This window comes from Bacteroides reticulotermitis JCM 10512 (assembly GCF_000517545.1).
Lineage (GTDB): Bacteria > Bacteroidota > Bacteroidia > Bacteroidales > Bacteroidaceae > Bacteroides > Bacteroides reticulotermitis.
This window is the reverse complement of record NZ_BAIV01000028.1, coordinates 1-12,358: the sequence shown is the minus strand read 5'-3', so window position 1 is coordinate 12,358 and position 12,358 is coordinate 1. Positions and strand designations below refer to the sequence as shown.

Here is a 12,358-nt window from a genome sequence, read left to right as displayed (position 1 = left end):
GTCAAGCTGCACCCCATTATATAAAACAATAAAATAAAAAATAAGAGCGAATGGCATTTGAAGCAACCAAAAGAGAATGGTGCGAACTTTATACCTTTCTTCGCCTGTTGGCCGAAGGGAAAGTAGCCTTGGGTACTGCACAGGGGAAAAAGGACGACGTTTATTGGCCCATTGCGATGATTCAACGAGAAGAACACGATGGTACACGCCGTTATTATATTGAAAACGAGTCGATCCGTATCGTAGGTGAAACGATGGAACAGACAATTTCCCGGGAAGATTTTGGTGTTGTGGCAGGTTTGATTCTGCAAGCAGTCAAGTCCTCTTCGGAGAATGATGTGTCGTCCCCGGACGGTGTGGAAGAGTTTCTGAATGAAGCCGGTATCTACGACCTCGAAGCAAAGACCGAAGACCGTACCGATTTCTCTGTTGCGTTTTGGCATTCGGAAGCCCCGTTAAGAGGTTTCTGTGTCCGTTCGCGATTGGGAACCATGAACCCGTTGCTCGACGGTGGCCGGGCTGCGAATCTCAAACTGGAGCAGAGTGGAGCTAAGTTTGCCACACCTGCCGTAAGTAAAATCAATGCCTTGCCGGAATCTCCCAACGAAGTTTCCGAAAGAATGATGCTGATCGAGCGACTCGGTGGAGTACTCAAATACTCGGATGTAGCCGATCGCGTTTTCCGTTGCAACCTTTCGATGATCGACCTGCATTTCCCACGCATGTTGACAGAAATGGTCCGTATTATGCATTTGGATGGCATCTCACGCATTAGCGAACTGACAGAGATTATCAAGCAAATGAATCCGTTGAAACTCAAAGACGAACTGATCAACAAGCATAGTTTCTATGAATTCAAGATGAAGGAGTTTCTCATGGCATTGGCGTTGGGTATGCGTCCGGCGAAGATCTATACCGGAGAGGATTCCGCCGTTGAAGGCTCTTATTGGTTGATGGGAGCGGAGAGGTGCTTTGCTATCACAAGTCGGAAAAGAAGATGATGGAAGATTTCCTATTCTTGAATACCCGGTTGGAAAAAGGATCGGTCGATAAGGATAAATACGGTTTTCTGGAACGAGAAAATGGTGTTTACTACTTCAAGCTGAATGCTAAAATCGCGTTGGTCAAGCGATAAGACTGATAACTGTTGCGGGCATTTCGTTGCTGCTTGTTTGGGCATATTTCATCATGAATAGCCGTACAGACTAAAGAGGTTGTACTAATCTGATTATGCAGAGTTTGTCCGGTTGGCAAGTTTAGTGGGCTTGCATCAATTTAGAAGCAAGGTGAGCTGACCATCGTTGTTAGCTTTAAGGATTGTAATCCTTCAAGAAGCTTGTAGAAATGCTAGTTGAACACTTGAACATCCTGTTTGAGAATGAGAGTTTGCCCTTAAACTGATCTTTTATCAGTTTAAGGGCAAACTTCTGCATAGAGGCGTTTTGCTTGCTTTGTCTGCGAATATCTGATTTTACCCACCATACTATCCGCCTAGTGTTTTGAACATCTATTGTGTGCTTGGCTATGCTGTAGCGGTAGTTTACTACTTGAGATTTTTCCGCGGACCTTGTGAATGGATCTGTTTTACTTGCTTGACTACTCAAAAAACTATAACTTTGTAGGCAAATATAGATTGAGTAACTCGATAGGTAGCTCCATGAGGCGTATTATATGAAAGAGTAGCGTGCACATAACCAAGCTACATCTATGGCCGGAATCCGGATATACCTCGGTAACAGAATCTATAAAAGGAAAGAATAATCATTGTATAAGACATCGATAGTTTATGAAAACAAATGCAGTTTTAGAGAATATCAAAGCTCGTCGCAGTGTGCGGGCATATACCAGTGAACAAATCGCAAGAGAAGACTTACAGGTTATCCTGGAAGCAGCAACATACGCCCCGAACGGAATGCACCTTGAGACGTGGCATTTTACAGCTATTCGGAATGCTGATAAATTGGTCGAACTGAACGACCGAATCAAAGGAGCATTTGCCAAAAGCGATGAACCCCGTATCAAAGAGCGCGGGCAAAGTCAGACTTACTGCTGCTATTACCATGCACCGACAGTCGTCATTGTATCTAACGATCCTACGCAATGGTGGGCGGCCATGGACTGTGCCTGTGCCATCGAGAACTTATTTTTAGCAGCCCGCTCTCTGGGCATTGCCTCTTGTTGGGTTAATCAGTTGGGTACGACTTGCGACGATCCGCAGGTACGTGAATACCTCACCTCTTTGGGAGTACCTGAGGGACATCGGGTCTACGGTTGCGTGGCTTTAGGTTATGCTGATCCGCAAACGCTGATTAAGATGAAAACGGTAAAAGCAGGAACGGTGACTATAATCGATTGATAAAAGAAACTCCCGACAGACGCAAAGATCTGCCGGGAGTTTTTTTATTATCAATCAAATGTTCCGTATTGGGTAGGGAGCAACTTTCGATCTCCCAATGTATTATCAATACGAGCTACATTGATCCAGAACTTATTGTTGCGTACACTCTCGATGGGGTATACCGCTTTCTTACGCGTGTAGCTGTGTTCCCATTGATCGCTTACCGCTTCGTATTCAGGATGCGGAGCATTGATCAACACATTATCCACCTTATCGGCTTCACCGTCTTTAACCTCCTGAATCTCTTTCCAGATGTTCAGCATCACATCTACGAAGTTGTTTAGTTCCGCCAGACTCTCACTTTCGGTCGGTTCGATCATCAGTGTGCCGTGAACCGGGAAGGAAAGGGTGGGAGCATGATACCCATAATCCATCAGACGTTTGGCGATGTCATTCTCCGTGATTCCGGTTTCTTCAAATATCTTACGGCATTCCAAAATCATTTCGTGTCCCACAAAGCCGGTTGCACCGCGATATACGATGCCGTACGTGTCTTGCAGGCATGTGGCAAGGTAATTGGCGTTCAGAATCGCGATGCGGGTTGCCTGTGTTAAACCCTCCGTACCCATCATACAGATATATCCATAGGTTATTGGGAGGATTCCGGCACTACCGAAAGGAGCTGCTGAAACTTGGTTTTGCGAATTACCGAACAGGACGTGTCCCGGCAGGAATGGCGTGAGATGTTCTGCCACACCGATAGGACCCACACCCGGACCGCCACCGCCATGCGGAGAAGCAAATGTCTTGTGTAGATTCAAGTGACAAACATCCGCCCCGATAAATCCGGGATTGGTCAGGCCGACCTGTGCATTCATGTTTGCACCGTCCATATAAACCTGAGCCCCACAGGCATGAATGATCTGGCAAATCTCCCGGATCTCCGTCTCAAAGATACCATGCGTAGAAGGATAGGTAATCATGAGAGCAGCCAGGCTCTCTTTGTATTCTTCGGCCTTGGCACGTAGATCGGCCATGTCCACATTACCCTCTTTGTCGCAGGCGCAAGTCACAATGTCATAACCCGCTTGTATGGCTGATGCCGGATTCGTTCCGTGAGCAGAAGACGGAATCAAGACCTTATCCCGATGTCCTTGACCAATACTTTCGAGGTAAGCACGAATCACCCGAAGTCCGGCATATTCGCCCGCCGCTCCGGAATTCGGTTGCAGGCTGAAACCGGCAAAGCCTGTGATCACCTTCAGATACTCGCTCAGGTTGTGAATCAATTCCCGGTAACCTTCAGCCTGATCTTCAGGAACCAGCGGGTGCATACTCATAAACTCCGGACAACTCAATGGCAACATTTCGGCTGCCGCGTTCAGTTTCATGGTACACGACCCGAGTGATATCATCGAATGAGCCAACGAAATATCTTTGCGATCGAGACGTTTGATGTAGCGCATCATTTCCGTCTCCGTATGATATTTACAGAACACCTCGTGCGTGAGGAAACTGCTGGTACGTTTCAGGGGACCGCTGATCGTCGACACTTTATTTACTGCCTCCACTTTCTGGTAATCTTTACCCGCGGCAATGGCAAAGATGGAAATCAATACATTCAGAGCAGCAATGTCTGTTGTTTCATCAATACTGAAACCCACATCGCCATTCTCGAAATAGCGTAAGTTCACTTCCTTGCTTAGCGCGATGGTACGTACCTGTGCGGCCGATAAATGGTCGGGCAATACAAACCGAAGCGTGTCGAAATATTGTTGGTTCACCTGCGTGTAGCCCAGTTTCTTCAAATGCTTTTCGAGCGACGCGGTGATGCTGTGAATCTGTGAGGCTATGTTTGTGATACCCTCCTGACCGTGATAAACGGTGTAGAAACTTGCCATTGTTGCCAGCAAAGCCTGCGAGGTACAGATGTTGGACGTTGCTTTCTCCCGTTTGATATGTTGTTCACGGGTTTGCAGCGCCATGCGATAACACAGCTTCCCATATTTATCTTTAGACAGGCCGATGATGCGTCCCGGTGTGTTGCGCTTAAATTCGTCACGTGTTGCAAAGAATGCAGCAGATGGTCCGCCATAGAACATAGGAACACCCAGACGTTGGGTGCTTCCGAACACGATGTCGGCTCCCCATTCGCCCGGAGGAGTCAGTAACGCCAAGCTTAGTATATCGGCGGCAACGGCTACTTTACAGTCGGCAGCGTGTGCTTTTTCGGTGAAACCGGCATAATCCTCCGCGCATCCACTGGCATTGGGATATTGCAGCATGCAACCGAATACCTCTTCCGAAGGTTCGAATTCGGTGTATTTACCTACGCGCAATTCGATTCCCTGTGGTACGGCACGCGTGGTCATAACCGCTAAAGTCTGCGGGAAGATTTGTTCGTCAACAAAGACCACATTGGCTCCGGCTTTCTGTTGGGCACGCGAACGCAGTGCATACATCATGCTTACGGCTTCGGCAGCGGCAGTCGCTTCATCGAGCAACGAACAGTTGGCCAACGGCATGGCTGTAAGATCGCAGACAGCTGTTTGGAAGTTGAGCAATGCTTCGAGACGTCCTTGTGAGATTTCCCCCTGATACGGAGTGTACGATGTGTACCATACCGGATTTTCAAATACGTTCCGTTGAACAACGGGCGGTGTTATGGTGTCATACCAGCCCATACCGATATACGTGGCGTAGCGTTTGTTCTTGGCAGCCAGTCCGGCAATGTGCTTGCTAAACTCATATTCCGACAGAGCTTCGGGAAGTGCCAGCGGTTCTTTCAAACGGATGTTGGCAGGGATCACTTTGTCGATCAGTTCATCCAGTGAGCTTACACCTATCTTGCGAAGCATCACTTGCGTGTCATGTTCATTAATGCCGATGTGACGGCTAGCAAACAAATCGGTTCTCATATGCTTAGGGGTTAAGGCTTCCCCCATCCGTGTCCGGCAATGAAAACAGGCCGTCGGGAGGAGAGAGGCTTGATTTTATGTTATCTAAAAAAAGGATTTTCGGCTTTTTCCATCCCGATGGTAGTAGGCGCTCCGTGTCCCGGATAAACGACTGTTTCGTTGGGTAGGACAAAGAGTCTGCTGCAAATATGTTCGATCAGCTCGTCGAAGTTACCGCCTGTGAGGTCAGCCCGTCCGATACTTCCCTGAAAGAGTACATCACCGGAAAACATGCAGTTCTCCTCTTTGCAGTAAAACACCAAACTTCCCGGTGAGTGGCCCGGTACATGAATCGCTTCCAGCGTTGTATTGCCAAAGGTGATGATGTCTCCGTCGTGCAGGTAATGTCCCAGTGGAACAGGAGGCTCCTGTAGTTGGAAACCAAACATCCGGCTTTGCTTCGGAGCTTCCTCAATCCAGTATTCATCTGCCTGACTGGCTTCTGCCGATAACCCGAACTCTTTCAACATGAACGGGTTGCCAAAGATATGATCCAGATGCAAGTGAGTGTTGAGCAGATGCTTCACATTCAACTCGTTGGAGAGTATGAACTTTTTCAGTGCCTGCTTTTCCTCTTCATAGAAGCAGCCCGGATCAATCACAACCGCTTCTTTGGTCTCATCCCATAAAATGTAACAGTTTACGGGAAACATATTAAATTCAAATCTCTTTATTTTCATGTCATTCAGTCCTTTATTTATATGGGAACGTAGACTACCTTTTTGGTTTGGAAAAACTCTTCGGCAAAGTCTTCGCTCAAATTGTGAATCATAACTTTCTGCTTAAACGGCATCGTTTCATTCTCCAGTTCACCGCCTTTCAGACAAATGAGGCCGTTGGGCAGTGCGTTCCGTTGCTTGGGAGAGATGTTCTTCTTGATAATCTTCATCAGATCGGTCAGCGGCATAACGGCACGGCTTACTACGAAATCGAATGTCTGTTTCTCCTCTTCAGCCCGTGCATGACGGAATGTGATGTTCTTCAGCCCGATGGCTTGCGATACTTCGGTTGCCACCCGGACTTTCTTACCGATACTGTCTACCAAATGAAACTTGGTTTCGGGAAACATGATTGCCAGCGGTACACCCGGGAATCCTCCGCCTGTGCCCAAATCCATTACGCTGGTTCCGGGAGTGAAACGGATTACTTGGGCGATGCCCAATGAATGGAGCACATGATGTACATACAGGTTCTCGATATCTTTGCGAGATATCACATTGATTTTTGAGTTCCAGTCGGTATAGAGGTCGTATAAAGCTGCAAACTGTCTGTGTTGCTCCTCCGTCAGATTGGGGAAGTATTTCAGTATAATATCCACTTCTATAAAAAACGTTTTACGGATTATTAATTGTAAATAAAGGCTTTGACCGACGTTTGGAGGTGTGGTACAAAGCCCGGTAAGTTGGTTATTTCAAATTGCCCAAAACAGGGCTGCTACCCAGCAAATGCTCCATCATGGAGAATGGGATTTTCACGATAACCGGTCCCATGGCATACGGTGTGATGTCGTACACATTATAGTGGAAGGTTATGCCCTCTTCGCTCAGGAAGAAATTCTCTGTCGGGGTGATGTCACCTGTGGAGCCATATCCCAGGTCTTCGAGTGCTTCGCGGGTAGTTACTTTGTTTTCGGTCATCAGCTGGTTCCAGATCAGGTCGGCCAGCGGTTCGGTGTATTCGCCCACAAAGATATCATCGAGACGAAGCGGACGCATGAGTGTGAGGTCCATATTGAGATAGGTGGTCATGTAGATGCCATGAGCACCACCGGTATATTCGTTGTAGTTGATGCGGTAAACGAGCAGATCTTTCTGGTAGAACTGCACGCGGCCTTCTATGCTTTTATAATAGGAGTACCAGGCACCGATGGAAGGTTCGTCTTGCTTGTTTTTCTCATCTTCTGCGTACATCGGTTCGAGGTCGCGGCGGTAATCGGTTATGTATTGTTCGGTATATTCTTTAACCACGTCTTTGGGTTTCTCACCGATGTATTTATCGCCAAAGCAAGCCGACAGAAAGTAGCTGTTCAAACTGTCTTTCAGCATATTGTCAGTCGATTTAACCGGATAGGCAAAGTTAATGATGATGTTACAGCCCGGTTTTGCCGTATCTCCGAAGAGATGGGCGGTTTGGTTGACCTGTATACTATCGAATTCAAGTTTTCCTGTATCCTTACTTTTGTCATGACAAGAAAACAAAAAACCGCTTACTGATAGGATTATTGCAAGCAGGCTGACATATTGTTTTTTCATATAGGGTTATGTTTAAATTCTAAACTCCTGTTATTACTCCTTATCGACAAATATAGAGTAAATTCGTGAATTCGGCGAATAAAAAAGAAAAAATATTCGACCGCCCGAGCTTTGCTTTCAAGGGAGAGAGCTTAGTCACTATCGTATATTCCACACAAAGAAACTCTCATGTGTAGGAAGAACCTGGCCGCGTTTGTATTGCACACTCCAGCTAACAGGTTCTAATGTCTTCCGGCATGCTTTGATATATGGGTTTTCGGGGTCGGTAATTGTATATTTGGTCTTGTCTTCTCCGCTTCCTGATACGTTTATTTTGATTGTCAACTTGTCCGCCTTTCCAATTTGATTGGGGGCGACATCGCAACTTACTTGGATATTCTTTCCGACAAATTCGGGTTTAAGATTCCAATTGATGGACTGGAGTGATCTGAGACAATCGTTATAGTTTTGCTGCGTCATTGACTTTCTGAAGTTTTGGTAGGCTGTTTGAGAGGTAAGTACGCCATCTTTGAGGGTGCAGAATATTTCTGTTGGATAGTAAGCTTTGTTAGACCCATATGTCAGATCATTACCTTGTGTACAAAACAATTCACCGCTATACCAGGTTGCCTCGATTGGTTCGCCGGGACGCGCTTCGGGGAAGATACTTTTCAATGGGAACGGATCGGAGGTTTTCCAAAGCTGAATACTTTTGAGGAATAAGCGTTTGTCGGCTAGTTCCCAGATAGCGGTGTAGTTTCGCAAACCGTTTACAGGCAGGAAGGGTAATAGCCGGGCATAAATCTGTGTGTCATACTGTAGTGGAAAACCTCTCAGCGCATAGCGCTTTTGATCAATGTATATGGAGTCAGGATTATCCGCTGGCTGAGCAAGGCTACGGCATCCTTTTTTATCCCATAAGCAAACTACTAGCCTAATTTCTTCTATTTTTCCACGGATGAAGGCTACTTCCCAATCGGGAATCAGGTCTACGCATCTCTTCAATTCTTTCATATAGGGGTGATCTGGAGCTAATGAAATACCCCATTCACGGTTTATTTCCCACGTAATTGTATTTATACGATCTATTTGCCCATTTATGTTAGGCTGTATGATTAGATCGGCAGTTACTCGTTTGTCGGCTAGTTCGGGAAATAGATCCCCGTTGAAATTGAACTTTACAATATTTTCGACAGACTGTCTCTTCGCAAGGGAGGCTTTTTTGACATAATTCCGGTAATGCTGTTCGTTAATGACGATTCCCTTGCATATGTCGTACATCATTTCATTTTCGTACTTGCGTTCGAATCCATCTCCGTCAAGTTGGACTATTCTGCCACTTCCTGCGTATATTTTCACGTTGAACCAAGAAGCCAGAATCCTTCCTTCTTCATCTTTGTAAGCATCGAATATTCCTTCCAGACTCACAGGCGTATACTTCTCGTTTCGGTCCCAACCCTCGCGAATTTCTTCAAGATATATTTTGCCGTTCTCGATTCGCCAAGTAGCGATGTACCCTCTCCAACATGCGGTTGATTCTACTTTTTTCAAGAGACGTTGATCTACTTTGGCTCGTAGCAATGGATCGTATACTATGGGGCAGTCAAGTAATTCCAATGTATCTTTACCTATAACCAGGCGATCACCGATTTGTGCGGTAGCCTTGATTTCTGCCAGAGAGCTTATGCAGCAGAAGATAGTGAATAGTAGGAGATGCTTTTTCATCCTGATTCGAGTGTTGGTAAACTTTCCAAATGTAGCAAAAAGTGATATTTCTATCCAAATAAATATAAAGAAAATTTATGTATTCAACGAGAAAAAATGATTGTCCGAGCTTTGCTTTCAAGGGAGGGAGCTTAGTCACTACCACACAAAGAAACTCTCATGTGTAGGAAGAACCTGGCCGCGTTTGTATTGTACGCTCCAAATGACATGTTCCAATGTCTTCCGACACGCTTTGATATATGGATTGTCGGGGTCAGTAATTTTATAATTCAAATAGTTTTTTCCGAATCCACTTACAGATATTTCGATCTCCAACTTTTCCGCCTTTCCGTCTCGATTGGGATAAGCTGTGCATGTTGCGTAGATACGCTTCCCGACAAATCCGGGATCAAGAGTCCAGTCTAAAGATTGGAGTAAATCTTTGCGATGTTGAAAGCTTTGCTCATTGATCGGAATTACATAGTTTTGGTAGGCTGTTTGAGAGGTAAGCCGACCCTTATTGAACGTACAGAGTATTTCCGTTGGGTAGTATTCTGTGGAGTAATTCAGCGTTTCTCCCTGTGTACACAGCGTTTCACCGTCATACCAACTTGCTTCTATCGGTTCGCCGGGCCGCGCTTTGGGGAATATTTTTTCCAATGGGAACGGTTTTGGATCATTCCAAAGCCGAATACTTTTGAGGTATAAGCGTTCGTTGGCGAGTTCCCAGATAGCGGTGTAGTTTCGCAAACCGTTTACAGGTAGGAAGCGTAGTAGACGGGCATATAGGCGTGTATCATACTGTAGTGGAAAAGCTCTCAATGCATAGTACTTCTGATTGATGTATATGGAATCGTTATTCTCTTCATTCCGAGTGATGCTGCGGCATCCCTTTTTACTCCATAAGTCAATCGATGCCTCAATATTTTCTATTTTCCCACGAATGAAAGATACTTTCCAATCAGGCACGAGCGCCAAACATCTCTTCAATTCTTTTGCATAGGGATGGTTGGCTGCAAATGGCTTAATCTTTTTACCATCCAGTACCCAATCCAGAATTTTCAGGCTGTCTATCTGACCATCTGTATTGGGTCGTATAGACAGGTCAACCTTGAGATTCTTATTAGCCAAGGCGGGAAATAAATCCCCGTTAAAGTTAGACATGATGACTTTATAAAAAGCGTCCTTATAGAAAGGGTTCTCTTCCCCAAGAGAGGACTTTTTGATATAGTTTTGATAATGCTGTTCATCGACGACGACTCCTTTTTGTATGTCGTACCTTGTTTCGTACTCATAGTTGCGGTAGAAGTCCATATTCCAATATCGAAGCCTCTTACCGCTTGCAGCATATGTCTTTCCACTGACCCAGGAAGCTAGAATCCTTCCCTGTTCATCTTTGTAAGCATCGAATATACCTTCCAGACTTACATCATTATTGTTGTTTTCTTTGGGGTACTCTTGAATGGCTTCAAGATACAGTTTATTGTCAAGGATTCGCCAAGTGGCTACATATCTTCTCCAGCATCCGGTCGAAAGGGATTTCTTTAAGAGACGCTGACGAACTTTGCTACCCAACAATGTATCATATTCTATGGGGCAGTCAAGTAATTGCAGGGTATCCTTGTTAATAATCAGGCGATCGCCTTGTTGTGCAGTAGCCTTGATTTCTACTAAAGAGCTTATGCAGCAAAATAAAGCGAATAGTAGAACGTATCTTTTCATGTCGATTGAATATTGGTTTACATGCTAAATATAACTAAAAACAAATATAAGGTAACTTCGTAAAATCGGCGAATAAAGTAGTAAAGAGCAAAGGATTGTCCGGGCTCTTTTTCAACGGATAATCTGTTGTGACTACTTTTTTATTCTTTGCACAATGAAATTCTCATATGTAGAATAAATATTTCCACGTCTGTATGCCACTTCCCAAATGACTGGTTCTAATGTCTTCCGACACACTTTGATATATGGATTGTCGGGGTCAGTAATTGTATATTTGGTATTGTCTTTTCCAACCCCTTTTACCGTTATTTCAATTTCCATCTTTTCTGCTTTTCCGTCTCGATTGGGATAAGCTGTGCATGTTGCGTAGATACGCTTCCCGACAAATCCGGGATCAAGAGTCCAGTCTAAAAATTGGAGTAAATCTTTGCGATGTTGAAAGCTTTGCTCATTGATCGGAATTACATAGTTTTAGTCGGCTGGTGGAGAGATAAGCCGGCCCTTCTTGAGCTTGAATGCACAGAATAATTCCGGTGGGTTGTATGCTGTGGAGTTACTAATCTCTTTTCCTAGTTTACACACTATTTCACCGTTATACCAACTTGCTTCTATCGGTTCGCCGGGGCGAGCTTCGGGGAATATTTTTTCCAATGGGAACGGTTTGGGATCATTCCAAAGCCGAATACTTTTGAGGTATAAGCGTTCGTTGGCGAGTTCCCAGATAGCGGTGTAGTTTCGCAAACCGTTCACAGGTAGGAAGCGTAGTAGACGGGCATATAGGCGTGTGTCATACTGTAGTGGAAAAGTTTTCAGTGCATAGTACTTCTGAACGATGTATATGGAATCGTAATTCTTTTCATTCCAAGGGGTGCTGCGGCATCCTTTTTTATTCCATAAGGCAATCGATACCAGATTCTTCTCTATTTTCCCACGAATGAAAGATACTTCCCAATCAGGCACGAGCGCCAAGCATCTCTTCAATTCTTTTACATAGGGATGGTTGGCAGCAAATGGCTTTTTCTTTTTACCGTCTATTGCCCAACCTAAAATCTCCAGACTGTCTATCTGACCATCCGCATTGGGTAGTATAGACAGGCTAACCCTGAGACGCTTATTAGCCAAGGCGGGAAATAAATCCCCGTTAAAGTTAGACATGATAACTTTATATAAAGCGATCTCATAGTAAGGGTTCTCTTCCACAAGAGAAGACTTTTTGATATAGTTCTGATAATGCTGTTCATCGACGACGACTCCTTTTTGTATATTGTACCTTGTTTCGTACTCATAGTTGCGGTTGAAGCCCATATGCGAATATCGAAGTATCTTGCCGGTTGCAGTATATGTTTTCTTACTGAACCAGGAAGCTAAAATCCTTCCCTGATCATCTTTGTAAGCATCGAATATAC

Annotated in this window: 7 protein-coding genes and 2 pseudogenes; 2 read left to right on the top strand and 7 right to left on the bottom strand. The window is 45.0% G+C overall.

The genetic code is table 11. The features are described 5' to 3' along the window. The first annotated feature begins 50 nt into the window (after positions 1–50). Together JCM10512_RS15795 and JCM10512_RS15790 are read left to right on the top strand one after the other, a co-directional pair. Positions 51–1,135: pseudogene (locus JCM10512_RS15795) on the top strand (HpaII family restriction endonuclease). 651 nt (positions 1,136–1,786) lie between these two features. Further along, on the top strand, positions 1,787–2,356 hold the full coding sequence (locus JCM10512_RS15790) for a nitroreductase family protein (protein ID WP_044164673.1): 570 nt from the start codon (positions 1,787–1,789) through the stop codon (positions 2,354–2,356). A gap of 50 nt (positions 2,357–2,406) precedes the next feature. Here JCM10512_RS15790 and gcvP read toward each other — a convergent pair whose 3' ends face one another. The 7 genes and pseudogenes from gcvP to JCM10512_RS22805 form a co-directional block, all read right to left on the bottom strand. Then, the gene (gcvP, locus tag JCM10512_RS15785; RefSeq protein ID WP_044164672.1) at positions 2,407–5,256 is read right to left on the bottom strand and encodes an aminomethyl-transferring glycine dehydrogenase; all 2,850 of its coding nucleotides are present in this window, start codon (positions 5,254–5,256) and stop codon (positions 2,407–2,409) included. Positions 5,257–5,336: 80 nt separating this feature from the next. Beyond that, positions 5,337–5,975 (bottom strand): MBL fold metallo-hydrolase, encoded by a 639-nt coding sequence (locus tag JCM10512_RS15780; RefSeq protein ID WP_044164671.1) that lies wholly within the window; start codon positions 5,973–5,975, stop codon positions 5,337–5,339. A gap of 17 nt (positions 5,976–5,992) precedes the next feature. Then, positions 5,993–6,613 carry a 16S rRNA (guanine(527)-N(7))-methyltransferase RsmG gene (gene rsmG / locus JCM10512_RS15775; protein WP_044164670.1) on the bottom strand — a complete coding sequence of 207 codons (621 nt, stop codon included), beginning with the start codon at positions 6,611–6,613 and terminating at the stop codon, positions 5,993–5,995. A gap of 88 nt (positions 6,614–6,701) precedes the next feature. Continuing rightward, positions 6,702–7,547 (bottom strand): DUF3298 and DUF4163 domain-containing protein, encoded by an 846-nt coding sequence (locus tag JCM10512_RS15770; RefSeq protein ID WP_044164669.1) that lies wholly within the window; start codon positions 7,545–7,547, stop codon positions 6,702–6,704. Positions 7,548–7,685: 138 nt separating this feature from the next. Beyond that, the gene (locus JCM10512_RS15765; RefSeq protein ID WP_044164668.1) at positions 7,686–9,251 is read right to left on the bottom strand and encodes a hypothetical protein; all 1,566 of its coding nucleotides are present in this window, start codon (positions 9,249–9,251) and stop codon (positions 7,686–7,688) included. Between the two features lie 138 nt (positions 9,252–9,389). After that, positions 9,390–10,952, bottom strand: a complete 1,563-nt coding sequence (locus tag JCM10512_RS15760) for a hypothetical protein (RefSeq protein ID WP_044164666.1) — start codon at positions 10,950–10,952, stop codon at positions 9,390–9,392. Between the two features lie 471 nt (positions 10,953–11,423). Beyond that, positions 11,424–12,358, bottom strand: a pseudogene (locus tag JCM10512_RS22805) (hypothetical protein); the annotation flags it as partial.

Excerpts from the sequence above, each read along its gene's own strand:
- JCM10512_RS15790 (WP_044164673.1), top strand. The coding sequence starts at position 1,787 with ATGAAAACAAATGCAGTTTTAGAGAATATCAAAGCTCGTCGCAGTGTG.
- gcvP (WP_044164672.1), bottom strand. The coding sequence starts at position 5,256 with ATGAGAACCGATTTGTTTGCTAGCCGTCACATCGGCATTAATGAACAT.
- JCM10512_RS15780 (WP_044164671.1), bottom strand. The coding sequence starts at position 5,975 with ATGAAAATAAAGAGATTTGAATTTAATATGTTTCCCGTAAACTGTTAC.
- JCM10512_RS15770 (WP_044164669.1), bottom strand. The coding sequence starts at position 7,547 with ATGAAAAAACAATATGTCAGCCTGCTTGCAATAATCCTATCAGTAAGC.
- JCM10512_RS15765 (WP_044164668.1), bottom strand. The coding sequence starts at position 9,251 with ATGAAAAAGCATCTCCTACTATTCACTATCTTCTGCTGCATAAGCTCT.
- JCM10512_RS15760 (WP_044164666.1), bottom strand. The coding sequence starts at position 10,952 with ATGAAAAGATACGTTCTACTATTCGCTTTATTTTGCTGCATAAGCTCT.